This is a genomic window from Pseudomonas sp. P2S-1, from assembly GCF_057197725.1.
The window spans coordinates 5964715-5990043 of record NZ_CM170068.1 but is presented as its reverse complement, the minus strand read 5'-3'; the positions used below and the strand labels follow the sequence as shown (position 1 = coordinate 5990043).

The 25329-nt window shown below is 63.5% G+C and carries 21 protein-coding genes; 9 read left to right on the top strand and 12 right to left on the bottom strand.

Translation table 11 applies throughout. The features are described from left to right. Positions 1–39 precede the first annotated feature (39 nt). From bamA to rpsB, 9 genes are all read right to left on the bottom strand, one after another. On the bottom strand, positions 40–2394 hold the full coding sequence (gene bamA / locus AC2CQI_RS26845) for an outer membrane protein assembly factor BamA (RefSeq protein ID WP_075806211.1): 2355 nt from the start codon (positions 2392–2394) through the stop codon (positions 40–42). Between the two features lie 75 nt (positions 2395–2469). Further along, the gene (gene rseP, locus AC2CQI_RS26840) at positions 2470–3822 is read right to left on the bottom strand and encodes a sigma E protease regulator RseP (RefSeq protein ID WP_484578406.1); all 1353 of its coding nucleotides are present in this window, start codon (positions 3820–3822) and stop codon (positions 2470–2472) included. A 43-nt stretch (positions 3823–3865) separates the two neighbouring features. Further along, entirely contained in the window at positions 3866–5056 is a 1191-nt protein-coding gene (ispC, locus tag AC2CQI_RS26835; protein WP_484578405.1) for a 1-deoxy-D-xylulose-5-phosphate reductoisomerase, read from the bottom strand. Next, the gene (locus AC2CQI_RS26830) at positions 5053–5856 is read right to left on the bottom strand and encodes a phosphatidate cytidylyltransferase (RefSeq protein WP_075806214.1); all 804 of its coding nucleotides are present in this window, start codon (positions 5854–5856) and stop codon (positions 5053–5055) included. Before AC2CQI_RS26830 ends, ispC begins: the two co-directional genes overlap by 4 nt. Next, positions 5856–6611: a polyprenyl diphosphate synthase gene (uppS, locus tag AC2CQI_RS26825; protein ID WP_075806215.1), complete on the bottom strand. Its 756-nt coding sequence runs from the start codon at positions 6609–6611 to the stop codon at positions 5856–5858. Before uppS ends, AC2CQI_RS26830 begins: the two co-directional genes overlap by 1 nt. Before the next feature lie 16 nt (positions 6612–6627). Continuing rightward, entirely contained in the window at positions 6628–7185 is a 558-nt protein-coding gene (gene frr / locus AC2CQI_RS26820; RefSeq protein WP_075806216.1) for a ribosome recycling factor, read from the bottom strand. Continuing rightward, positions 7182–7925, bottom strand: coding sequence for a UMP kinase (gene pyrH, locus AC2CQI_RS26815; RefSeq protein WP_075806217.1), 744 nt, complete (start codon positions 7923–7925; stop codon positions 7182–7184). The genes frr and pyrH overlap by 4 nt, the downstream gene beginning before the upstream one ends. Before the next feature lie 195 nt (positions 7926–8120). Beyond that, on the bottom strand, positions 8121–8987 hold the full coding sequence (gene tsf / locus AC2CQI_RS26810) for a translation elongation factor Ts (RefSeq protein ID WP_075806218.1): 867 nt from the start codon (positions 8985–8987) through the stop codon (positions 8121–8123). Positions 8988–9175: 188 nt separating this feature from the next. Then, complete coding sequence (gene rpsB, locus AC2CQI_RS26805) at positions 9176–9907, bottom strand: 30S ribosomal protein S2 (RefSeq protein WP_009395267.1); 732 nt, start codon at positions 9905–9907, stop codon at positions 9176–9178. A 343-nt stretch (positions 9908–10250) separates the two neighbouring features. Here rpsB and map point away from each other — a divergent pair, with 343 nt between their 5' ends. From map to dapC, 3 genes are read left to right on the top strand one after another with little or no spacing between them, the layout of a single operon-like run. Continuing rightward, positions 10251–11033 (top strand): type I methionyl aminopeptidase, encoded by a 783-nt coding sequence (gene map, locus AC2CQI_RS26800; protein ID WP_484578404.1) that lies wholly within the window; start codon positions 10251–10253, stop codon positions 11031–11033. A gap of 17 nt (positions 11034–11050) precedes the next feature. Continuing rightward, the gene (locus tag AC2CQI_RS26795) at positions 11051–13753 is read left to right on the top strand and encodes a [protein-PII] uridylyltransferase (RefSeq protein WP_075806221.1); all 2703 of its coding nucleotides are present in this window, start codon (positions 11051–11053) and stop codon (positions 13751–13753) included. A gap of 24 nt (positions 13754–13777) precedes the next feature. Next, entirely contained in the window at positions 13778–14974 is a 1197-nt protein-coding gene (dapC, locus tag AC2CQI_RS26790; protein WP_484578403.1) for a succinyldiaminopimelate transaminase, read from the top strand. A 23-nt stretch (positions 14975–14997) separates the two neighbouring features. Here the strand turns inward: dapC and AC2CQI_RS26785 are convergent, their stop codons facing one another. Continuing rightward, positions 14998–15654, bottom strand: a complete 657-nt coding sequence (locus AC2CQI_RS26785) for a hypothetical protein (RefSeq protein ID WP_484578402.1) — start codon at positions 15652–15654, stop codon at positions 14998–15000. 245 nt (positions 15655–15899) lie between these two features. Next, a complete protein-coding gene (locus tag AC2CQI_RS26780; protein WP_075806224.1) occupies positions 15900–17546 on the bottom strand; it encodes a Na+/H+ antiporter in 1647 nt (548 codons plus the stop codon). A gap of 210 nt (positions 17547–17756) precedes the next feature. On the opposite strand from AC2CQI_RS26780, the gene pncA reads away from it, so the two are divergent. The 5 genes from pncA to AC2CQI_RS26755 all read left to right on the top strand — a co-directional run bounded on the left by pncA (position 17757) and on the right by AC2CQI_RS26755 (position 21629). Beyond that, positions 17757–18410 carry a bifunctional nicotinamidase/pyrazinamidase gene (gene pncA, locus AC2CQI_RS26775; protein ID WP_075806225.1) on the top strand — a complete coding sequence of 218 codons (654 nt, stop codon included), beginning with the start codon at positions 17757–17759 and terminating at the stop codon, positions 18408–18410. 130 nt (positions 18411–18540) lie between these two features. Beyond that, the gene (locus AC2CQI_RS26770) at positions 18541–18888 is read left to right on the top strand and encodes an ArsC family reductase (protein WP_484578401.1); all 348 of its coding nucleotides are present in this window, start codon (positions 18541–18543) and stop codon (positions 18886–18888) included. 39 nt (positions 18889–18927) lie between these two features. Then, positions 18928–19962 carry a 2,3,4,5-tetrahydropyridine-2,6-dicarboxylate N-succinyltransferase gene (gene dapD / locus AC2CQI_RS26765; RefSeq protein ID WP_484578400.1) on the top strand — a complete coding sequence of 345 codons (1035 nt, stop codon included), beginning with the start codon at positions 18928–18930 and terminating at the stop codon, positions 19960–19962. A gap of 54 nt (positions 19963–20016) precedes the next feature. Then, positions 20017–21222, top strand: coding sequence for an aminotransferase class V-fold PLP-dependent enzyme (locus tag AC2CQI_RS26760; RefSeq protein ID WP_484578399.1), 1206 nt, complete (start codon positions 20017–20019; stop codon positions 21220–21222). Then, a complete protein-coding gene (locus AC2CQI_RS26755) occupies positions 21219–21629 on the top strand; it encodes a SufE family protein (protein WP_484578398.1) in 411 nt (136 codons plus the stop codon). The genes AC2CQI_RS26760 and AC2CQI_RS26755 overlap by 4 nt, the downstream gene beginning before the upstream one ends. Here AC2CQI_RS26755 and tcdA read toward each other — a convergent pair. Beyond that, entirely contained in the window at positions 21608–22432 is an 825-nt protein-coding gene (gene tcdA, locus AC2CQI_RS26750; RefSeq protein WP_484578397.1) for a tRNA cyclic N6-threonylcarbamoyladenosine(37) synthase TcdA, read from the bottom strand. The genes AC2CQI_RS26755 and tcdA overlap by 22 nt on opposite strands. Before the next feature lie 293 nt (positions 22433–22725). On the opposite strand from tcdA, the gene AC2CQI_RS26745 reads away from it, so the two are divergent. Further along, positions 22726–25317 carry a glycosyltransferase gene (locus tag AC2CQI_RS26745; RefSeq protein ID WP_484578396.1) on the top strand — a complete coding sequence of 864 codons (2592 nt, stop codon included), beginning with the start codon at positions 22726–22728 and terminating at the stop codon, positions 25315–25317. The last annotated feature ends 12 nt before the right edge of the window (positions 25318–25329 follow it).

Sequence of the window (25329 nt, the reverse complement as noted above, 5' to 3'; positions counted from 1 at the left end):
CTCCTACAGAATCCGTTGTCGTTTACGTGGACCAGACCCTTAGAAGGTCTGACCCAGAGAGAATTGGAACACCTGGGTATCGGCATCGTCCGGTTTCTTCACCGGCATCGCCAGGCTGAAGCTCAACGGACCCAGTGCGGTAATCCAGGTCACACCCAGGCCGACGGAGCTGGCCAGGCCGGAAAGGCCGAACTTCTCGCAATCTGGCTTGGAGCCGCAATTGGTGTCGTAGACGTTACCCATATCCCAGAATACCGAGGTACGCAGGGAACGCTGGTCCTTGACGAACGGCAGCGGGAACAGCAGTTCGACACCACCCTGCACGAGGACGTTACCACCGAACGGCAACGGGTCCTGGTCCGGGTCGGTCGCGGTACCACGGGCGGCGTTGGCCTGGCTCGGGGTACTGCGTGGACCGAGGCTGCTGTCCTTGAAGCCACGCACCGAGTTGAAACCACCCGCGTAGTAGTTCTCGTAGAACGGCAGGCCCGAGGTGGAACCATAACCGTCGCCATAACCCAGCTCGGTATGCAGGCGCAGGGTGTAGTCGTTGCTGAGCGGCTTGAACAGCTGACCACGGTAGTCGAGCTTGAAGAACGACAGGTCGCTACCTGGAGTGGTGGCTTCCAGGGTCAGGCTCTGCGAGTGACCACGGGTTGCCAGCACGCCCTTGTTCAGGGTCGACTCGGACCAGCCGGCGGACGCCTTGAAGTTCAGGAAGCTGTCATCGCCTTCCTTCTCCAGGAAGTCGAAGATCTCGTCAACGGTATAGGTACCGGTCTTGATCTTGTCCTGCTGCACGCTCAGGCCGAAGGTCAGGCGCGACGTCTCGCTGATCGGGTAGCCGACGTTGACACCGGCACCCAGGCTGTCCACCGCATAGCTCGCCACGTCGACGTCGAGGTCGTCGTAGTTGGTGGTGCGGTAGAACGCGTTGTAGCCCAGGCTAACGCCATCGGCGGTCCAGTAGGGGTCCACGAAGCCGAAGTTGTATCGGCTCTGGTATTCGGAACGGGTCAGGCCGATGGAGACCTTGTTACCGGTACCGAGGAAGTTGTTCTGGCTGATCGAGCCGCCGAGGATCAGGCCGGCGCTCTGGGCGAAACCGACGCTGGCGGTGATCGAGCCGGAGGCCTGTTCTTCCACGGTGTAGTTCACGTCCACCTGGTCGTCGGTGCCCGGTACGGCCGGGGTCTCGACGTTGGCTTCCTTGAAGAAGCCCAGGCGCTCGAGGCGGGTCTTGGACTGGTCAATCAGGTAGGTCGAAGCCCAGCCGCCTTCCATCTGGCGCATTTCACGACGCAGCACTTCGTCCTCGGACTTGGTGTTGCCACGGAAGTTGATGCGGTTGACGTAGGCACGCTTGCCCGGATCGACGACGAAGGTGATATCGACGGTGTGGTCTTCGTCGTGCGGCTGAGGCACGCCGTTGACGTTGGCGAAGGTGTAGCCTTCGTTGCCCAGGCGACGGGTGATCAGCTCGGAGGTGGTGGTCATCACCTTGCGCGAGAATACCTGTCCAGGCTGGGCCAGCAGCAGCGCCTTGACCTGGTCTTCCGGAACCTTGAGGTCGCCGGACAGCTTCACGTCACGAACGGTGTACTTCTCGCCTTCGTTGATGTTGACGGTGATGTAGACGTGCTTCTTGTCCGGGGTAATGGATACCTGGGTGGAAGCGATGTCCATGTTGATGTAGCCGCGGTCCAGGTAGTAGGAGCGCAGGCGCTCGAGGTCACCGGAGAGCTTTTCGCGGGCGTACTTGTCGTCGTTCTTGAAGAACGACAGCCAGTTGGTGGTCTTGAGTTCGAACAGGCCCTGCAGGTCATCGTCGGAGAACACGGTGTTGCCCACGACGTTGATGTGCTGGATGGCCGCGACCGTGCCTTCGTTGATCTTGATCTTCAGGCCGACGCGGTTGCGCGGCTGCGGCACGACCTCGGCGTCGACCTCGGCCGAGTAGCGGCCCTGGGCGACGTATTGGCGTTGCAGTTCGTTACGCACGCCTTCGAGGGTGGCACGCTGGAAGATCTCGCCTTCGGCCAGGCCGGACTGTTTCAGGCCCTTCATCAGGTCTTCGGTGCTGATCGCCTTGTTGCCCTCGATCTCGATGCTGGAGACCGACGGACGCTCGACGACGTTGATGATCAGGACGTTGCCATCACGGCTCAGATTGATGTCCTGGAAGAACCCGGTCTTGAACAGGGAACGGGTCGACTCCACCAGGCGACCATCATCCGCCTGGTCACCGACGTTCAAGGGCAGGGCACCGAAAACGCTGCCGGCGGAAACCCGCTGCAGACCGTTGACGCGAATATCGGAGATGGTGAAGGACTCGGCGTGAACTTCAGCGATCATCAGTGCGGCGAGAGCCGCAGTTAGCAGCAGACGTTTCATGAAGTCCTTTTTTATTCCAACTGGCAATAGACGACCCACCGCAAGGACGCGGCAGGCTCGCAATTGAGCGAAGCGTTACAGTCGACCCAAATCGTTGATCAGGGCGAGCAACATCACCCCGACTACCAAACTGATACCGATCTGGACCCCCCAACCTTGCACCCGGTCCGACAGCGGACGCCCACGCACCCACTCGACCAGGTAAAACAGCAAATGCCCCCCATCCAGTACCGGAATGGGCAGCAAGTTAAGAACTCCGAGGCTAATGCTCAGATAGGCAAGGAAATTCAGGAAATCTCCGAGGCCCGACTGGGCTGAAGCGCCCGCCACTTTAGCAATGGTTATCGGTCCGCTCAAGTTTTTTACCGAGAGCTCACCGAAGAGCATTTTCTTCAGTGATTCGAGGGTCAGGACACTCATGGTCCAGGTCCGGGAAAGCCCCTCGCCCACCGCTTCCAGCGGGCCATAGCTGACTTCGCGGAGCATTTGCGCCGGCCACTCGGCCTGGGCCACGCCGGCCCCGAGGTAGCCGGTAGCGGCCTGGCCTTCGCCACGACTGGCCAAGGTCACCGGCAGCTCCAGGCGCGCGCCATCGCGCTCCACGCCCAGTACCACGCGGCCGCCAGCACGACTGCGCACGTTGTCGACCACCTGCTGCCAGTCGCTCAGCGCCTGGCCATCGAGGGTCAGCAGGCGATCGCCGGTCTTCAGGCCCGCCGCCTGGGCCGGGCCTTGCGGATCGAGCTCGGAAAGTACCGGAGCCAGGGCTGGACGCCACGGGCGAATACCCAGCGAACTGATCGGGTCCGGCTCATCGGCGCCCTTGAGCCACTGGTCGAGGGTTACGGTGTAGGTGTTATCGGTGGTCGCGCCCTCGCTGCGCACATCCACCCGCAGCGGACCGCTTTCGCCCAGGCGACGGACCAGTTGCAGATTGACCGCAGCCCAGCCAGTGGTCGGCTTGCCATCGATGGCTACGATTTCCTGCCCCGTGCTCAGCCCCGCCACCGCAGCCAGGCTACCCGGCTCGACATTGCCGATGACCGGACGCACCTGCTGGCTGCCCAGCATGGCCAGGATCCAGAAGAACAGGATGGCAAGCAGGAAGTTGGCGATCGGGCCGGCAGCGGTGATGGCGATGCGCTGGCCGACGGTCTTGCGATTGAAGGATTGCTCGAGCAGAGCGGATGGTACGTCGCTCTCGCGCTCGTCGAGCATCTTGACGTAGCCGCCCAGGGGAATGGCGGCGATCACGAACTCCGTGCCCTGGCGATCATGCCAGCGCACCAGCGGCGTGCCGAAGCCCACGGAGAAGCGCAGGACCTTCACGCCACAGCGACGAGCCACCCAGAAGTGCCCGAACTCGTGAAAGGTAACCAGTACACCCAGTGCGACCAGGGTGCCGATGATCATGTAGAGCGCGCTCATGTCTTTCTCCGAATAACGTTCAACCGGGGCGGGCTCGACACACTCAACGCCCGTGACGCGTCAACCACTCGCCCGCCAGCTCGCGTGCGCGCTGGTCGGCAGCGAATACCGCATCGAGCGAGCCGACGGCAACCACCGGCTCACGCTCAAGCACCTGCCCGATCATACTCGCGATCTCCGGGAAGCGGATGCGCCCCCGAAGAAAGGCTTCCACCGCGACCTCGTTGGCGGCATTGAGCACCGCCGGGGCGCTGTTGCCGGCTTCGGCCGCTTCACGGGCCAGGCGCAGGCAGGGGAAGCGCTGTTCGTCCGGCGCCTCGAAGTCGAGACGGGCGATGGCGAACAGGTCCAGTGCCGGCACCCCGGAGTCGATCCGCTCGGGCCAGGCCAGGGCGTTGGCGATCGGGGTGCGCATGTCCGGGTTGCCCAACTGGGCCAGGACAGAGCCGTCGACATAATCGACGAGGGAGTGAATCACACTTTGCGGATGCACCACCACCTCGACCCGGGACGGCGGCGCATCGAACAGCCAGCAGGCTTCGATCAACTCGAGCCCCTTGTTCATCATGCTCGCCGAGTCCACCGAGATCTTCCGACCCATGGACCAGTTGGGGTGGGCGCACGCCTGCTCGGGGGTGACCCGCTCCAGCTCGGCTGGCGAAGTCTGACGGAACGGGCCGCCGGACGCCGTCAGCAGGATCCGACGCACCCCGACCTGATCCAGGCCGCGGGCATAGTCGCCCGGCAGGCACTGGAAGATGGCGTTGTGTTCGCTGTCGATGGGCAGCAGCACCGCGTTACTGCGCCGTACCGCGTTCATGAACAAGGCACCGGACATCACCAGCGCCTCCTTGTTGGCCAGCAGGACCTTTTTGCCCGCCTCCACCGCCGCCAGGGTCGGACGCAGGCCTGCGGCACCGACGATGGCCGCCATGACCGCATCGACCTGCGGGTCGGCCGCCACGGCACACAGGCCACGCTCACCCACCAGCACCTCGGTGCGCGAACCGGCCGCGTCGAGACCGGCACGCAGGGTGGCGGCCGAGGCTTCGTCCGGCACCACGGCAAACACCGGCGCATGCTTCAGGCACAGCGCCAGCAGTTCATCCAGACGGGAATAGCCGCTCAGGGCGAAGGTCTCGTAACGATCCGGATGGCGGGCGATGACATCCAGCGTGCTCAGACCGATGGAGCCGGTGGCCCCGAGCACGGTAATACGTTGCACGCGACTCACATCAGGCCCCAATGCAGGACGGCGAACAGGGGAATGGCGGCGGTCAGGCTGTCGATGCGATCGAGAATGCCACCGTGCCCCGGCAACAGGTTGCTGCTGTCCTTGATCCCTGAACGACGCTTGAACATGCTCTCGGTCAGGTCGCCAACCACCGAGCCCATGACGATCAGGGCCGCACCGAGCAGCGCAAGGATCAGTTGCCCCACGCCCCAGTCACGGGACAGACCCACGCACAGGGTGATGACCAGGCTCAACGCCAGGCCACCGTAGACACCTTCCCAGCTCTTGCCTGGGCTGACTTCGGGGGCCAGCTTGCGCTTGCCGAAGGCCCGACCGGAGAAATAGGCGCCGATATCGGCAGACCAGACCAGCACCATGACCGCGAGAATGAGCCAGTTACCCATCTCCGCCCGCTTGAGCACCATCAGCCCCTGCCAGGCCGGCAGCAGGATCAGCGCGCCGATCAGCAGGCGGCAGGCGACGCTGGCCCACAGCTCGCTGCTGCGCGGGTAGGTCATCACCAGCCAGGTCGCCACGCCCCACCACAACACCGAAGCCCCGAGGATCCAGGGTTCCAGGTCAGGCATCAGGTACAGCAGCATCAACAGGCCAGCGATCACCGCAGCGTAGGCCACCCGCACCACCTGAGAGACCAGACCGGCAAGCCGGGCCCACTCCCAGGCGCCGAGGGAAACCACCAGGCCGATGAACAGGGCGAAGTCCGAGCCATCGAGCAGGAAGAACCCGCCCAGGGCGATCGGCAACAGGATCAGTGCGGTAATGATGCGTTGCTTGAGCATTAGGCACGGGCTCCAGCTTCGACCTGCTCGCTGGTTTTACCGAAACGGCGCTGGCGCGAAGCGAAATCGGCCAGCGCAGTGCGCATGGCCTCGTGTTTGAAGTCCGGCCAGAAGAGGTCGGAGAAGTACAACTCGGCGTAAGCCAGTTGCCACAGCAGGAAGTTGCTGATGCGATGCTCGCCACCGGTGCGGATGCACAGGTCCGGCAGCGGCAGGTCGCCCGTAGCCAGGCAGGTCTGCAACAGCTCGGGAGTGATGTCTTCCGGACGCAGATGACCGGCCTGGACCTCGCGCGCCAGGCGCTGGGCGGCCTGGGCGATATCCCACTGGCCACCGTAGTTGGCGGCGATCTGCAGGATGAAGCGATTGTTGCCGGCGGTCAGCGCTTCGGCTTCACGCATGGCGGCCTGCAGCTCGGGATGGAACCGCGAACGGTCGCCGATGATGCGCAGGCTGATGTTGTTTTCGTTGAGGCGCTTGGCCTCCCGGCGCAAGGCCGAGAAGAACAGCTCCATCAACGCCCCGACCTCGTCGGCCGGGCGTTGCCAGTTTTCGCTGGAGAAGGCGAACAGGGTCAGCACTTCGACCTTGGCCTCGGCGCAGACCTCGATAACGGCCCGCACCGCGTCCACACCTGCCTTGTGCCCGGCGACGCCGGGCAACAGGCGCTTCTTCGCCCAGCGATTATTTCCGTCCATGATGATCGCGACGTGGCGCGGCACCGAGGACGGCACACCCTGCTTGCTCTTTTCCATTAAAAAAGCCCCGACCTTAAACGGCCATCAGGTCCTTTTCTTTTGCTTCCAGAGCTTTGTCGACTTCGCCAACGTACTTGTCGGTGAGCTTCTGCAGCTCGTCGGACGCACGACGCTCTTCGTCTTCGCTGATTTCCTTGTCCTTGGCCAGCTTCTTCAGGTCGGCCAGGGCATCGCGACGCACGTTGCGCACGGCAACCTTGGCGTCTTCGGCAACACCGCGCGCCTGCTTGGTGTAGCCCTTGCGGGTTTCCTCGGTCAGGGCCGGCATCGGTACACGGATGGTGGTACCGGCGCTGCTCGGGTTCAGGCCCAGGTCGGAGGTCAGGATGGCCTTCTCGATCGCAGCGCTCAGGTTCTTGTCGTGAGCGACGATCTTCAGGGTACGGGCGTCTTCGACGGAGACCGCAGCCACCTGGTTCAGCGGCATCTCGCTACCCCAGGCCGGGACCTTGACGCTATCCAGGATGCTCGGGTGGGCGCGACCGGTACGGATCGCCGCCAGGTTGCGACCCAGGGCCTCGATGGACTTGCCCATGCGGTCCTGTGCGTCTTTCTTGATATCGTTGATCATTCTTCGCCTTCCTCGATCAGAGTTCCTTCAGCGCCGCCCACTACGATGTTCAGCAAGGCGCCAGGCTTGTTCATGTTGAAAACCCGCAACGGCATCTTGTGGTCACGGCACAGGCAGATTGCGGTCAGGTCCATCACACCCAGCTTGCGGTCGAGCACTTCATCGTACGTCAGACGATCGAATTTCTCGGCATGCGGATCCTTGAACGGATCGGCAGTGTACACGCCGTCGACCTTGGTTGCCTTCAGCACGACGTCAGCATCGATTTCAATGGCGCGCAGGCACGCGGCCGAGTCGGTGGTGAAGAACGGGTTGCCGGTACCGGCGGAGAAGATCACCACGTCGCCGGAGTTCAGGTGGCGGATACCCTTGCGGCGATCATAGTGGTCGGTAACGCCGACCATGGAGATGGCCGACATGACGATGGCGGGGATGTTCGAGCGCTCCAGGGCGTCGCGCATGGCCAGGGCGTTCATCACGGTCGCCAGCATGCCCATGTGGTCACCGGTCACGCGGTCCATGCCGGCCGCGCTCAGGGCCGCACCACGGAACAGGTTGCCGCCACCGATCACCAGGCCAACCTGGACGCCGATACCGACCAGTTGACCGACTTCGAGGGCCATGCGATCCAGCACCTTCGGGTCGATCCCGAAGTCTTCCGAGCCCATCAGGGCCTCGCCGCTAAGTTTGAGCAAAATGCGTTTATAGCGAGGTTGACGACCAGTAACCTGCTGAGCCATTGCGAATCTCTCCTGCGGCGTTTGTATAAATTCCGGGCGGGCTGTTTTCAGCCTGCGCCAACTGTAGCTTGGCACCCACGGGGCGCCAGCGCGCTGGCGAATCTCGGCTTGTGGCACGAAAAGCGCCTGCGCTTTGACAAAGAGGCTGCGCGCGTGAGCGGGCAGCCTCTTTGGGGCGACAGATGTGAATCCGTCTTATTGCTTCTGGGCAGCAGCCACTTGAGCGGCAACTTCGTCAGCGAAGTTGTCGACTGGCTTCTCGATGCCTTCACCTACCGCGAAGCGGGTGAACGAAACGATTTCAGCGCCGCCTTTCTTGGCCAGAGCACCCACGGTGATTTCCGGATCCTTGACGAAGGCTTGCTCGACCAGGCTGGCTTCAGCCAGGAACTTGGTGATACGGCCGCTGATCATCTTCTCGACGATTTCAGCAGGCTTGCCTTTCATCTTGTCTTCGTTGAGGCTCAGGAACACGCCTTTCTCGCGCTCGATCGCTTCAGCGGAAACTTCCGATGGCAGCAGGAACTCAGGGTTGCTGGCAGCCACGTGCATGGCGATGTCCTTGGCCAGCTCGACGCTGCCGCCCTTCAGGGAGACCACGACGCCAATCTTGTTGCCGTGCAGGTACGAACCCAGAACGTCGCCTTCAACACGCGCCAGACGGCGGATGTTGACGTTTTCGCCAGTCTTGGCAACCAGAGCGAGGCGAGCCTCTTCCTGGGCTTCGATCAGCGGAGCGACGTCGGTCAGCTTGTCGTTGAAGGCTTTTTCGACGCTGGCAGCAACGAATGCCTTGAAGTCGTCTTGCAGGGCGAGGAAGTCGGTCTGCGAGTTGACTTCGATCAGAACGGCGGTCTTGCCGTCGTCCTTGATGGCGATGGCGCCTTCGGCGGCAATGTTGCCAGCCTTCTTGGCAGCCTTGATGGCGCCCGAAGCGCGCATATCGTCGATGGCTTTTTCGATGTCGCCGCCGGCTTTGGTGAGGGCTTTCTTGCAGTCCATCATGCCTTCGCCAGTGCGCTCACGCAGTTCCTTGACCAACGCTGCAGTAATTTCTGCCATTTCAAAATCCTCTTGGATAGGTTTTCAACCATTCCACCCGCGATTAACGGGGGCTCAATTCTGGAAATCAACAGCCTGTCTCATAGGCGGCGCGTCGATGATGCGGACACTTGGCGACAGGAGGATTTCAAGGTGGCAAAAAGGGGGCCTAGCCCCCTTTTTGCGTGCCAAGTCGACGCGAGCGTCGCTTACTCGGCAGCTGGCGCTTCTTCAGCGTAAACTTCGGTGCCGCCGGCAACGTTGTTGCGACCACGGATGACGGCGTCAGCCATCGAACCCATGTACAGCTGGATAGCGCGGATGGCGTCGTCGTTACCTGGGATAACGTAGTCAACGCCTTCCGGGCTGCTGTTGGTATCGACAACGCCGATGACCGGGATGCCCAGCTTGTTGGCTTCGGTGATAGCGATGCGCTCGTGCTCGACGTCGATCACGAACAGTGCGTCCGGCAGGCCGCCCATGTCCTTGATACCACCCAGGCTGCGATCCAGTTTTTCCAGATCACGGGAGCGCATCAGGGCTTCTTTCTTGGTCAGCTTGGCGAAGGTACCGTCTTCAGCCTGGGTTTCCAGCTCGCGCAGACGCTTGATCGAAGCGCGGATGGTCTTGTAGTTGGTCAGCATGCCACCCAACCAGCGGTGGTCGACGTACGGCGAACCGCAACGTGCTGCTTCTTCAGCTACGATCTTGCCAGCGGAACGCTTGGTGCCGACGAACAGGATCTTGTTCTTGCCCTGGGCCAGACGCTCTACGAAGGTCAGAGCCTCGTTGAACATTGGCAGGGTTTTTTCCAGGTTGATGATGTGAATCTTGTTGCGCGCGCCGAAAATGAACTTGCCCATTTTCGGGTTCCAGTAACGGGTCTGGTGGCCGAAGTGCACACCGGCCTTCAGCATATCGCGCATGTTGACTTGGGACATGATAGTTCCTTGATAAGTCGGGTTGGGCCTCCACGCATCCCAATGACCAACCCGCAGATCCAGTGGATCGGGGCACCCAGGTCACCGTGTCGATACGTGTGTGGGTTTGAGCTTTGGGGGCCATCCCCACAAAGCGGCGCACTTTATACCACACTCGGATGACCAACGAAACCTGATTTGCCAATCATGTTCAGGCCGTGGCATCACGCCGGGGATCACGCCAGAATGCCATCATCTATATAGGCAACCATGCGCCGCGCGAGCCCCAGAACCCCCGCGCGCTCTGTTAGAATCGCCCCTTTCCTGTTCGCCCGCGCCGCGAAGGCGCCGTAGAGAGCCTGCAATGACCGTCACCATCAAAACCGCCGAAGACATCGAAAAGATGCGCATCGCCGGCCGCCTTGCCGCCGAAGTCCTGGAAATGATCGAAGAGCACGTCAAGCCCGGCGTGACCACCGAGGAACTGGACCGCATCTGCCACGACTACATCGTCAACGTCCAGCAGGCGATCCCCGCGCCCCTCAACTACAAGGGCTTCCCCAAGTCGATCTGCACCTCGATCAACCACGTGGTGTGCCACGGCATTCCCAACGAGAAGCCGCTCAAGGCCGGTGACACCCTGAACATCGACGTCACCGTGATCAAGGACGGCTACCACGGCGACACCAGCCGCATGTTCCACGTCGGCAGCGTGCCGGTCTGGGCCGAGCGCCTGTCCCAGGTCACCCAGGAGTGCCTGTACAAGGCCATCGAGATCATCAAGCCAGGCACCCGACTGGGCGATATCGGCGAAGTGATCCAGAAACACGCGGAAAAGAACGGTTTCTCGGTCGTTCGCGAGTTCTGCGGCCACGGCATCGGCAAGGTGTTCCACGAAGAACCGCAGATCCTCCACTACGGCCGCGCCGGCACCGGCATGGAGCTGCAGGAAGGCATGACCTTCACCATCGAGCCGATGATCAACCAGGGCAAGGCCGACACCAAGGTCCTGGGCGACGGCTGGACCGCCATCACCAAGGACCGCAAGCTTTCCGCCCAGTGGGAACACACCCTGGTGGTCACCGCCACCGGCTATGAAATCTTCACCCTGCGCAAAGACGACACCATTCCCCGTACTTCAGCCTGACCAGACAGGACGATTCGATGCCCCAGGTGGATCCCGAGCTGTTCGATCGCGGCCAGTTCCAGGCGGAACTGGCCCTCAAGTCAAGCCCCATCGCGGCGTTCAAGAAGGCCATCCGCCGTGCCGGCGAGGTGCTTGACCAGCGTTTCCGCGAAGGCCGCGACATCCGTCGCCTGATCGAGGACCGCGCCTGGTTCGTCGATAACATCCTGCAACAGGCCTGGAACCACTTCGACTGGAGCGACGAAGCCGATATCGCCCTGGTCGCGGTGGGCGGCTACGGGCGTGGCGAACTGCACCCCCACTCGGACATCGACCTGCTGATCCTGCTGGAGCATGCCGACCACGAGATCTTCCGCGACTCGATCGAGCGTTTTCTCACGCTGCTGTGGGATATCGGCCTGGAAGTGGGCCAGAGCGTACGCTCGGTGGACGAGTGCGCCGAACAGGCCCGCGCCGACCTGACGGTGATCACCAACCTGATGGAAAGCCGCACCATCGCCGGCCCCGAGCGCCTGCGCCAGCGCATGCTCGAGGTCACCAGCACCGGGCACATGTGGCCGAGCAAGGAGTTCTTCCTGGCCAAGCGCGCCGAGCAGAAGGCTCGCCACCACAAGTACAACGACACCGAGTACAACCTCGAACCCAACGTCAAGGGCTCTCCCGGCGGGCTGCGCGATATCCAGACGGTGCTCTGGGTCGCCCGGCGCCAGTTCGGCACCCTCAACCTGCACGCCCTGGCTGGCGAAGGCTTCCTGCTGGAAGACGAGAACAAGCTGCTGGCCGCGTCCCAGGAATTCCTCTGGAAAGTCCGCTACGCCCTGCACATGCTTGCCGGGCGTGCCGAAGATCGCCTGCTGTTCGATCATCAGCGCAGCATTGCCACCCTGCTCGGCTTCGTCGATGACAACCCCAAGCGCGCCATCGAACAGTTCATGCAGCAGTACTACCGGGTGGTGATGAGTATCGCCGAGCTCAGCGACCTGATCATCCAGCACTTCGAGGAAGTCATCCTCGCCGACGACAGCAGCACCAGCACCCAGCCGCTGAATGCGCGCTTCCAGCTGCACGACGGCTATATCGAGGCGGTGCGCCCGAACGTGTTCAAGCGCACCCCGTTCGCCATGCTGGAAATCTTCGTGCTGATGGCCCAGCACCCCGAGATCAAGGGCGTGCGCGCGGACACCATCCGCCTGCTGCGGGAAAACCGCCACCTGATCGACGACAAGTTCCGCAACGATATCCGTAACACCAGCCTGTTCATCGAGCTGTTCAAGTGCGAGATCGGCATCCACCGCAACCTGCGGCGGATGAACCGCTACGGCATCCTCGGTCGCTACCTGCCGGAGTTCGGCCTGATCGTCGGGCAGATGCAGCACGACCTGTTCCACATCTATACGGTGGACGCGCACACCCTCAACCTGATCAAGCACCTGCGCAAGCTGCAGTACACCCCGGTCTCGGAGAAATTCCCGCTGGCCAGCAAGCTCATGGGCCGCCTGCCCAAGCCGGAGCTGATCTACATGGCCGGCCTCTACCACGACATCGGCAAGGGTCGCCAGGGCGATCACTCCGAGCTGGGCGCGGTGGATGCGCAAGCCTTCTGCGAACGTCACCAGTTGCCAGCGTGGGACAGCCGCCTGATCGTCTGGCTGGTGCAGAACCACCTGGTGATGTCGACCACCGCCCAGCGCAAGGACCTCTCCGACCCGCAGGTGATCCACGACTTCGCCCAGCACGTGGGCAACCAAGTCAACCTCGACTATCTCTACGTGCTGACCGTGGCCGATATCAACGCCACCAACCCCAGCCTGTGGAACTCCTGGCGCGCCAGCCTGCTGCGCCAGCTCTACACCGAGACCAAGCGCGCCCTGCGCCGCGGCCTGGAAAACCCGCTGGACCGCGAGGAACAGATCCGCCAGACACAAAGCGCGGCACTGGACATCCTGGTCCGCGAAGGCAACGACCAGGACGACGTCGAGCAGCTCTGGTCGCAACTGGGCGACGACTATTTCCTGCGCCACACCTCCGCCGACGTGGCCTGGCACTCCGATGCAATCCTTCAGCAACCTGCCGACAGCGGCCCGCTGGTGCTGATCAAGGAGACCACCCAGCGTGAATTCGAGGGCGGCACGCAGATCTTCATCTATGCCCCGGACCAGCACGATTTCTTCGCCGTGACCGTGGCCGCCATGGACCAGCTCAACCTGAACATCCATGACGCGCGGATCATCACCTCGAGCAGCCAGTTCACCCTCGACACCTATATCGTCCTGGACAACGACGGCGGCTCGATCGGCAACAACCCGCAGCGGGTCAAGCAGATCCGCGACGGCCTCAGCGACGCCCTGCGCAACCCGGACGACTACCCGAGCATCATCCATCGCCGGGTGCCTCGCCAGCTGAAGCACTTCGCCTTCCCGCCGCAGGTGACCATCCTCAACGATGCCCAGCGCCCGGTGACCATCCTCGAACTGATCGCCCCCGACCGCCCCGGCCTGCTGGCGCGGATCGGCAAGATCTTCCTGGACTTCGACCTGTCGCTGCAGAACGCCAAGATCGCCACCCTCGGCGAGCGGGTGGAAGACGTGTTCTTCATCACCGACGCCGACAACCAGCCGCTTTCCGACCCACAACTGTGCAGCCGCCTGCAGGACGCCATCGTCGAGCAGTTGCGGGTCGAGCAGGCCAGCGGGACCGAATCCTTTCGCCTGACCATTTGATGCCTTGACGAGACCTTTGCGCCGATGAACAACGCTTTGAACCAGCTTCAGCCCTACCCGTTCGAGAAACTCCGCGCCCTGCTGGGCGGCGTTACCCCCGCGGCGGACAAGCGCGCCATCGCCCTGTCGATCGGCGAACCGAAGCACACCTCGCCGGCTTTCGTGGCCAAGGCCCTGGCCGACAACCTCGACCAGATGGCGGTGTACCCGACCACCCTCGGCCTGCCGGCCTTGCGCGAATCCATCGCCCACTGGTGCGAGCAACGCTTCGGCGTGCCGGCCGGCTGGCTGGACGCGGCGCGCCACGTGTTGCCGGTCAACGGCACCCGCGAAGCGCTGTTCTCCTTCACCCAGGCGGTGGTCCAGCGCAGCGATGACGGCCTGATCATCAGCCCGAACCCGTTCTATCAGATCTACGAAGGCGCAGCCCTGCTCGCCGGCGCCAAGCCGCACTACCTGCCCTGCCTGGACCAGAACGGCTTCAACCCGGACTTCGACGCGGTGCCGGCGGACGTCTGGCAGCGCTGCCAGATCCTCTTCCTGTGCTCCCCGGGCAACCCGACTGGTGCCCTGGTGCCGCTGGAAACCCTGAAGAAACTGATCGCCCTGGCCGACCAGTACGACTTCGTCATCGCCGCCGACGAATGCTACAGCGAGCTGTACTTCGACGAGCAAAGCCCGCCGCCGGGCCTGCTGAGCGCCTGCGCCGAGCTGGGGCGCAGCGACTTCAAGCGCTGCGTGGTGTTCCACAGCCTGTCCAAGCGCTCCAACCTGCCGGGCCTGCGTTCCGGTTTCGTGGCCGGCGACGCGGAGATCCTCAAGGGCTTCCTGCTGTACCGCACCTACCATGGCTGCGCCATGCCGGTGCAGACCCAACTGGCGAGCATCGCCGCGTGGAACGACGAAGCCCACGTGCGTGACAACCGCGACCTGTACCGCGAGAAATTCGACGCCGTGCTGGAAATCCTCGCCCCGGTGCTGGACGTGCAGAAGCCGGACGGTGGCTTCTACCTGTGGGCCAAGGTCCCGGGCAATGACGATGCGGCGTTCTGCCGAGGGCTGTTCGAGCAGCAGCATGTGACCGTGGTGCCGGGTTCGTATCTGTCCCGTGAGGTGGATGGCGTCAATCCGGGTGCCGGCCGGGTGCGCATGGCGCTGGTCGCGCCGCTGGCCGAGTGTGTCGAAGCGGCGAAACGGATTCGCGCGTTCATCGAAGGCTGAGACAGGTGCGGCGCTGAACGACCTCAGCGCCGCACATTTTCTGCGGCAAACCGCAGAAAGTAGCCGAAGAACACGAGCAGACCTCCCGCTACTGCCAGGGCGACATAATCGCCAGTCGCCAGTGCAACACCTGACAGCACCAGACACACCAGCGCCAGTAGCGCTGCGACGCCTCTGCTGACCCTCCCTGTACCCCGCATACCCCGGCATGCCTGATAGAGAAATGGCGCCAGCAACAGCCATAACGCCAAGTCGAGTAGCACTATCACCAGCCAGGCCGGCCCCAGACTGTCGCCCCAGGCCGGATACAGGCTGCGTACCTGATCCCGGATGGTCATGTCGATGGCCAGCAACGGAAAAAGGACGAGGGTGCCGAAGCCATGGATCAGAAGCCGCCTGCACCCTGACTGCCCGCCCCTGGGTATCTGCATCATGAACACCGACAACAGCAGGAAGCTCATGCCATAGCCTTCCAGCTTCAACTTGGGCGTCAGCTCTTCCTTCACTGCCTGGTTGAACCGCTCGGCCTTGAGCCGGTAATCGACATTGTCCTCATGCCTGTTGATCGCCTCGATACGCGCGGCATCGCGGAACACCGGCATATCGGAGCTGATGCCGAGCAACAGGATGGCGGGCAGCAGGCAGGCCAGTGCCAGCCAATGGCGGAAATCGAAAGACATCGATGAAAGCCTCGAACCAGGAGAGATGGGCAGAGGCTATGTCCTTGGGTTTCTGCGAAATAGAGGATTGCGGAACTCTCCAGAGAATCTCCATGAACTCGTCATGGAACTTCACTTGCCCAGGCGTTTGACGTCGTTACTGATGGCCTCATCGCTGGCAAGCCAGCTCCCACAGGTTTAGCGGTGCACGCGATCTCTGTGGGAGCTGGCTTGCCAGCGACGAGGCCATCAGCAGCAACGAAGATTCACTTCACCTGCCCGAGATTCGCCTCACTCATATCCAGCTCCCCCAGCACCTTGCGCACCACATCGTCGCCGACCTCGTGATGCCGATGCATGCGATACAGCTCCAACCGCTGCGCCCGCAGTGCCCGCAGGCGCAGGCGCCGCTCCAGCTGATCCATCTGCTCGGCCAGCGCCCGGGCTTCAGCGCTGTCGTTGTAAGCGTCCAACTGCTGGCGATACTCGGCCATCAGGCGCGCCTTCAACTCGGCTGCCAACGCAGCCTGGGAAGCATCCTGGGCCGCCCCCGGCTCGGCGGTTTCCTCGGCTTCAAGGGCATGAATCGCCGCCTCGGCAGTCCGCCGCCAGGTTTCATCGGCCTCCTGCTGCAAGGCATCGTCCGGACTTTTTTCCACGCCCCGCAGCAACAGTGGCAAGGCGATACAGGCCGACACCAGCGACAACAGGATCACCCCGGCCGCAATGAAGATCAGCAGATCCCGCTCCGGAAAGCCGGTGCCAGCACTGATCAGCAACGGCACCGACATCACGCCCGCCAGGGTCACCGCCCCGCGCACGCCACCAATGGTCAGCAACCAGCAGGAACGCGCGTCCGGCAGCAATACCAGCTCCGACTTGCCACGCCAGCGCCGGACCACGCCGATCAGGCGCCAGATGCTCTGCACCCAGACGAAGCGCAGCAGCACCAGTACGGCGAAGATCGCCAGTACATCCAGGCAGCGCCAGGCCAGGGTCGGCCACAGCGAGGCTTCGTGACTGGTCACGGCCTTGATGATGTCCGGCAACTGCAACCCCAGCAGCAGGAAGATCAGCCCGTTGAAGGCGAACTCCAGCAGCGACCAGACGCTGCGGTTGAGCAGACGCGTGCTGGTCTGCCGTGGCAGCAGGTCGAGCCAGCTTTGCATCATGCCCGCCGCCACCGCCGAGAGGATCCCGGAAGCGCCAAGGCGTTCGGCCAGCACATAGGCGGCGAACGGCAACAGCAGCATGAACACCACATGTGTCGCCGGATCATCCCAACTGCGGGCGATCATCCAGGCCCGCAGGCGACCTACAAGCCAGCTCAGGGCCACACCGATGGCTAGGCCGCCAATCGCCACGAGCACGAAGGTCAGGCTGGCCTCGGTGAGGGAGAACACTCCGGTGATGGCCGCCGCCAGAGCGAACTTGAAGGTCACCAGGCCCGAGGCGTCATTCATCAGGGCCTCGCCCTGGAGCATGTGCATCAGCGGGGTCGGCAGGCGGTCCTGGGTGATCGCGGAGACCGCTACGGCGTCGGTGGGCGACAGCACGGCCGCCAGGGCGAAGGCCACCGGCAGCGGGATGCTCGGGATGATCCAGTGAATGAAGTAGCCGGCACCCACCACGGTAAACAGCACCAGCCCCACGGCCAGGGTCAGGATCGGGCCGCGCAGGCGCCACAGTTCGCGCTTGGGCATGCGCCAGCCATCGGAGAACAGCAATGGTGGCAGGAACAGGAAGAGGAACAGTTCCGGGTCGAGGGCCACATGCAGGCCAAGAGTCGGCCAGGCCAGCAGCGCCCCGGCGCCGATCTGCACCAGCGGCAGGGGCAACGGGATCATCCGCCCCACCAGCTTGGAGACACTGACCAGCATCAGCAGGATGAGGACGGTATAGGCTGACTGCATGTGGCGTGTTTCCCTGTTCGATTCAAAAGCTTGCCTGGCGTCACTGGACAGCTGGCCGGCATTGGACACATATAGTAACGAGCTGTGCCACCAAGAGACCGCTGCACCTAAGTCGCAGGTTACCGGACAATATGTAACATCATGCTACGCAACAATATTCTTCAATAAGCGCTGCTATAACTCCGCCACCGTGAACGCAAGGAAGGCCTGATGAGCAACGACGCCGTAAAGAACGATAGCCCCGATCGCGCCCTGCTCGTGATCGATATCCAGAACGACTTTACCCCCGGCGGCGCCCTGGCCGTGCCCCAGGGTGATGCGATCGTGCCGCTGGTCAACCGGATCGCCGAGGGTTTCCGCAACGTGGTCATGTCCCAGGACTGGCACCCGGCCGGGCATATTTCCTTCGCCTCCAGCCACCCGGGCGAAAAGCCCTTCGACGTCATCGAATTGCCCTACGGCCCCCAGGTCATGTGGCCGGACCACTGCATCCAGGGCAGCCACGGTGCCGAATTCCATCCGCAGGTGGACATTCCCCATACCCAGTTGATCGTGCGCAAGGGCGGCAATCCGCTGGTGGACAGCTACTCCGCCTTCTTCGAAGCCGACCGCAAGACCACCACCGGGCTGGCCGGCGCCCTGCGCGAAAAGGGCATCACCAGCGTCTACGTGGTGGGCCTGGCCCTGGACTTCTGCGTGACCTGGACCGCCCTGGATGCCCGGCGCGAGGGCTTCACCACCTACGTGGTGCTGGACGCCTGCCGGGCCATCGACAGCAACGGCTCGCTGGAACTGGCCATGGCCGAACTGGAGCAGGCCGGGGTGATATTCATCGAGTCCCGGCAATTGCTCGGCAACGCCTGAAAACTCGCCGGTCAGAAGCCGGCGCCACAGCCGTGGCGCCGTGCCGATTGATCCCGCATAATCCCGCCCACCCCACATTTCGAGGAGTTGCGGGGTCGCCCCGGGCAAGACCGGCGACCCTTGAAGTTCAATGGCTTACATTCTCTACGGCATCAAAGCTTGTGACACGATGAAAAAAGCGCGTACCTGGCTCGAAGAAAAAGCCATCGGCTACGACTTCCACGATTACAAGACCCAGGGCATCGACCGCGACAGCCTGAACCGCTGGTGCGCCGAGCACGGTTGGGAAAAGATCCTCAACCGCGCCGGCACCACGTTCCGCAAGCTCGATGACGCGCAGAAGGCCGACCTTGACCAGGCCAAGGCCGTCGAGCTGATGCTCGCCCAACCGTCGATGATCAAGCGCCCGGTCCTCGACCTCGGCGACAAGACCCTGGTGGGTTTCAAACCGGACCTGTACGCGGCCGCCCTGCAGTGAGCCGCCCGCTTTCCATCAATTTCAGTACGAGGTAACCGCATGTCCAATTCCCTGTTCAGCCTGGCCTTCGGGGTCGGCACCCAGAACCGCCAGGGCGCCTGGCTGGAAGTCTTCTACGCCCAGCCCCTGCTCAACCCGTCCGCCGAACTGGTCGCCGCGGTCAGCTCGCTGCTGGGCTATGAAGCCGGCAACCAGGCCATCGCCTTCAGCCCGGCCCAGGCTGGCCAACTGGCCGAAGCGGTCAAGTCGATCGACCCGGCGCAGGCTGCCCTGCTGACCCGTCTGGCCGAAAGCAGCAAGCCGCTGGTCGCCACCCTGCTGGCCGAAGACGCGGCCCTGAGCTCGACTCCGGAAGCCTACCTGAAGCTGCACCTGCTTTCGCACCGCCTGGTCAAGCCCCACGGCCTGAGCCTGGCCGGGATCTTCCCGCTGCTGCCGAACGTGGCCTGGACCAGCCAGGGCGCCATCGACCTGGCCGAACTGGCCGAAGCGCAACTGGAGGCCCGCCTGAAAGGCGAGCTGCTGGAAGTCTTCTCCGTCGACAAGTTCCCGAAGATGACCGACTACGTCGTGCCGAGCGGCGTGCGTATCGCCGACAGCGCCCGCGTGCGCCTGGGTGCCTACATCGGCGAAGGCACCACGATCATGCACGAAGGCTTCGTCAACTTTAACGCCGGCACCGAAGGCCCGGGCATGATCGAAGGCCGCGTGTCCGCGGGCGTCTTCGTCGGCAAGGGTTCGGACCTGGGCGGCGGCTGCTCGACCATGGGCACCCTGTCCGGCGGCGGCAACATCGTCATCAAGGTCGGCGAAGGCTGCCTGATCGGCGCCAACGCCGGTATCGGCATCCCGCTGGGCGACCGCAACACCGTCGAAGCCGGCCTGTACATCACCGCCGGCACCAAGGTGCAACTGCTCGACGAGCAGAACCAGCTGGTGAAAGTGGTCAAGGCCCGCGACCTGGCCGGCCAGACCGACCTGCTGTTCCGCCGCAACTCGGTGAGCGGCGCGGTGGAGTGCAAGACCCACAAGTCGGCGATCGAGCTGAACGAAGCGCTGCACGCCCACAACTAAGTGGTACGATCGGGTCTGGCCATTCGCCAGACCCGATATCCAGGCCCAAAGATCATGTTCCAGCCCTCTTCCTGGCGCGCGGACTTTCCCGCCATCGCCACCCTGCAACGCCAGCACCAGACCTATCTGGACAGCGCGGCCACCACGCAGAAACCCCAAGCCCTGCTCGATGCCCTGAACCATTACTACGTTCATGGCGCCGCCAACGTGCATCGTGCCCAGCATCTGCCCGGCGCCCTGGCGACCCAGGCCTTCGAGGCCAGTCGCGACAAGCTCGCCGCCTGGCTGAATGCCGGGGCGGACAGCCAGATCGTCTTCACCCACGGCGCCACCTCGGCCCTGAACCTGCTCGCCTACGGGCTGGAGCACCGCTTCGAAGCGGGTGAAGAAATCGCCGTCAGCGCCCTCGAACACCACGCCAACCTGCTGCCCTGGCAACAGCTGGCCAAGCGCCGTGGCCTGAAGCTAGTGATCCTGCCGCTGGCGGAAAACGGCCAGATCGACCTCGACGCCGCCTTGCAGTTGATCGGCCCCAGGACCCGCGTCCTGGCGGTCAGCCAGCTGTCCAACGTGCTGGGCACCTGGCAGCCACTGCAACCGCTGCTCAACCACGCCCGCGCCCAAGGGGCGATTACCGTGGTCGACGGCGCCCAGGGCATCGTCCATGGTCGCCATGACGTGAGCCAGCTGGGCTGCGACTTCTACGTGTTTTCCAGCCACAAGCTCTACGGCCCCGACGGCCTCGGCGTGCTCTACGGGCGCAACGAGGCGCTGGCGAAACTGCGCCACTGGCAGTTCGGCGGCGAAATGGTGCAACTGGCCGGTTACCAGGACTCCAGCTTCCGCCACGCACCGCTCGGCTTCGAAGCCGGCACTCCACCGATCGCCAGCGTGATCGGCCTCGGCGCGACCCTCGACTATCTCGCCAGCCTCGACAGCAATGCCGTGGCCGAGCACGAAGCCGCCCTGCACCGTCATCTGCTGCGCGGCCTCAACGACCGCGAAGGCGTGCGCATTCTCGGCGCCCCGCAAGCGGCCCTGGCCAGCTTCGTGGTCGAGGGCGTGCACAACGCCGACCTGTCCCACCTGCTCACCGAACAGGGCATCGCCGTGCGCGCCGGTCATCACTGCGCCATGCCGCTGGTCAACAGCCTCGGCCTGGACGGCGCGATCCGCGTGTCGCTGGCGCTGTACAACGATTCGGACGACCTGCAGCATTTCTTCAGCGCCCTGGATCAGGCCCTGGAGCTGCTGCGATGAGCCTGCCGATAGAAGCTCAGGAAGCCCTCGATACCTTCACTGCCGCCTCCGGCTGGGAACAGCACGCCCGCCTGCTGATGCAGTGGGGCGAACGCCTGGTGCCGCTGACGGATGAGGAAAAGTCGGAAGACAACCGCGTCCACGGTTGCGAAAGCCAGGTCTGGCTGGTGGCCCGCCAGGACGACGGGCGCTGGCGCTTCGCCGCGGCCAGCGACGCCCGCCTGATCCGCGGCCTGCTGGCCTTGCTGCTGGTACGGGTTGACGGCCTGTCCAGCGCCGAACTGCAGCAACTGGACCTGCCCGGCTGGTTCCGTCAACTGGGTCTCGACCGCCAGCTCTCCCCTTCCCGCAGCAACGGCCTGAACGCCGTGCTGCAACGCATGGCTCAGCTCGCTTCGGGGGTCTGAGCCGGCTTGCGCTCGGACGGCCGGCGGGCGCCGGCCACCAGCTTGTCCACTGCCTTGCTCGCGGCGACCATGCCGAAGGTCGCCGTCACCATCATCACCGCGCCAAAGCCACCGGCGCAGTCCAGGCGGGTGCCTTCGCCGACGAAGCTCTTGTCCAGGCACACGCTGCCATCCGGCTGCGGGTAGCGCAGTTGCTCGGTGGAAAACACCACCGGCACGCCATAGCTGCGGCTCTGGTTGCGCGAGAAGTTGTAGTCGCGGCGCAGGGTCGAACGCACCCGCGAGGCCAGCGGGTCGTTGTAGGTGCGGTTGAGGTCGGCGACCTGGATCTGCGTCGGATCGATCTGCCCGCCGGCGCCGCCGGTGCTGATGATGGCGATCTTGCGGCGCTTGCACCAGGCGATCAGCGCGGCCTTGGACATCACGCTGTCGATACAGTCGATCACGCAATCGATCTCCTCGGTGATGTACTCGGCCATGGTCTCGCGGGTGACGAAATCGCTCAGCGCATGCACCCGGCAGGCCGGGTTGATGGCGCGCAGGCGCTCGGCGGTCACGTCCACCTTGGGCTTGCCGACATTGCCTTCCAGGGCATGGGCCTGACGGTTGGTGTTGCTGACGCAAACGTCATCCAGGTCGAACAGGGAAATCTCGCCCACACCACTGCGCGCCAGGGCTTCCGCCGTCCACGAGCCGACGCCGCCGATGCCGACTACCGCCACATGGGCATCGCGCAGACGTTGCAGGCCATCGAGGCCGTACAGCCGGGCAATGCCGGCAAACCGTGGATCTTCATTGCTCATGACGCACACCCCGCAAAAAACCGGCGCGCATTATAGGCCCCCACGAGAGCAATGACAGCGCCTTCGGACAGCCCGTGCATTGGCAAGAGTGATAGCAATGCTGCTTTAATGTCCGACGAAATGTCCTACGCTGCAAAAAGTCTTGGACGACACCAACGGGTTTCAGAACTTAGCCTTCTGAAGAAAATCCAATGGCTGCCCGGTCGAAATTCCCACAAGAACTGACCCGACGCCGTCCCTGGATCCGCGCTTGCCGCGCCGGCCCGTTCCACTCTCCGGAACCCGAACTACTTATGTCATCGCGTAAATTTGGTCTCAACCTGGTGATCGTCATGGCGATCGCCGCGCTATTCACCGGGTTCTGGGCGCTGATCAACCGCCCGGTGTCCGCCCCGAACTGGCCGGAGCAGATCTCCGGTTTCTCCTATTCCCCTTTCCGCCTCGGCGAAAGCCCGCAAAAGGGCCAGTACCCGACCGAAGCCGAACTGCGTGAAGACCTCGAACAGCTGAGCAAGCTGACTGACAGCATCCGCATCTATACCGTCGAAGGCACCCAGGCCGAGATTCCGCGCCTGGCCGAGGAGTTCGGCCTGCGGGTGACCCTGGGCGTGTGGATCAGCCCCGACCAGGAGCGCAACGAGCGGGAAATCCAGAAAGCCATCGAACTGGCCAATACCACCCGTAGTGTGGTCCGGGTGATGGTCGGCAACGAGGCCCTGTTCCGCGAGGAGATCACCCCGGAAGAGCTGATCAAGTACCTGGACCGGGTCCGCGCTGCGGTGAAGGTGCCGGTGACCACCTCCGAGCAATGGCACATCTGGAAGGAGCACCCGGAACTGGCCAAGCACGTCGACCTGATTGCCGCGCACATCCTGCCGTACTGGGAATTCATTCCGATGAAGGATGCCGGGCAGTTCGTGCTGGACCGTGCCCGCGACATGAAGCACCTGTTCCCGCGCAAACCGCTGCTGCTGTCCGAAGTCGGCTGGCCAAGCAACGGGCGCATGCGCGGCGGTGCCGATGCCACCCAGGCCGACCAGGCCATCTACCTGCGCACCCTGGTCAACAAGCTCAACCGCCAGGGCTACAACTACTTTGTCATCGAAGCCTACGACCAGCCGTGGAAGGCCAGCGACGAAGGCTCGGTGGGCGCCTACTGGGGCGTGTTCAACGCTGCCCGCCAGCAGAAATTCAACTTCGAAGGCCCGGTGGTGGCGATCCCGCAATGGCGGGTGCTGGCGGTGGGCTCGGTGGTCCTCGCCCTGCTCTCCCTGACCCTGCTGCTGATCGACGGCTCGGCCCTGCGCCAGCGTGGCCGCACCTTCCTGACCTTCATCGCGTTCCTCTGTGGCTCGGTACTGGTGTGGATCGGCTACGACTACAGCCAGCAATACAGCACCTGGTTCAGCCTGACCGTGGGCTTCCTCCTCGCGCTCGGGGCGCTCGGGGTGTTCATCGTCCTGCTGACCGAGGCCCACGAACTGGCCGAGGCGGTCTGGACCCACAAGCGCCGGCGGGAATTCCTGCCGGTGCAAGCGGATGATGCCTACCGGCCGAAAGTCTCGGTGCATGTGCCGTGCTACAACGAGCCGCCGGAGATGGTCAAGCAGACCCTCAATGCCCTGGCTGCACTCGACTACCCGGACTACGAAGTCCTGATCATCGACAACAACACCAAGGATCCAGCGGTGTGGGAGCCGATCAAGGCCCACTGCGAGCTGCTCGGCGAGCGCTTCAAGTTCTTCCACGTCTCGCCGCTGGCCGGCTTCAAGGGCGGCGCGCTGAACTACCTGATCCCGCATACCGCGCCGGATGCCGAAGTGATCGCGGTGATCGACTCGGACTACTGCGTCGACCGCAACTGGCTCAAGCACATGGTCCCGCACTTCGCCGATCCGAAGATCGCCGTGGTGCAGTCGCCGCAGGACTACCGCGACCAGAACGAAAGCACCTTCAAGAAGCTCTGCTACTCGGAATACAAGGGCTTCTTCCATATCGGCATGGTCACCCGCAACGACCGTGACGCGATCATCCAGCACGGCACCATGACCATGACCCGGCGTTCGGTCCTGGAAGAACTGGGCTGGGCCGACTGGTGCATCTGCGAGGATGCCGAGCTGGGCCTGCGCGTGTTCGAAAAAGGCCTGTCCGCCGCCTATGCCCACAACAGCTACGGCAAGGGCTTGATGCCGGACACCTTCATCGACTTCAAGAAACAGCGTTTCCGCTGGGCCTACGGCGCCATCCAGATCATCAAGCGCCACACCGCCAGCCTGCTGCGCGGCAAGGACACCGAGCTGACCCGTGGCCAGCGTTATCACTTCCTGGCCGGCTGGCTGCCGTGGATCGCCGACGGCATGAACATCTTCTTCACCATCGGCGCACTGCTCTGGTCGGCGGCGATGATCATCGTGCCGCAGCGGGTCGACCCGCCGCTGCTGATCTTCGCGATCCCGCCGCTGGCGCTGTTCGTGTTCAAGGTGGGCAAGATCGTGTTCCTGTATCGCCGTGCGGTCGGGGTCAACCTGAAGGACGCCTTCGCTGCGGCGCTGGCCGGCCTGGCGTTGTCCCACACCATTGCCAAGGCGGTGCTGTACGGGTTCTTCACCAGCAGCATTCCGTTCTTCCGCACGCCGAAGAATGCCGACAGCCATGGGCTGCTGGTGGCCTTGTCGGAAGCCCGGGAAGAGCTGTTCATCATGCTGCTGTTGTGGGGCGCGGCGGCGGGGATCTATCTGGTCCAGGGTTTGCCGAGCAATGACATGCGCTTCTGGGTGGCAATGCTGCTGGTGCAGTCGCTGCCATATGTGGCGGCGCTGGTGATGGCGTTGCTGTCGTCGCTGCCGAAGCCGGCCGAGGCCGTGGAGCAGGCTCCCGCCGCCTGACTCAAGCACTGC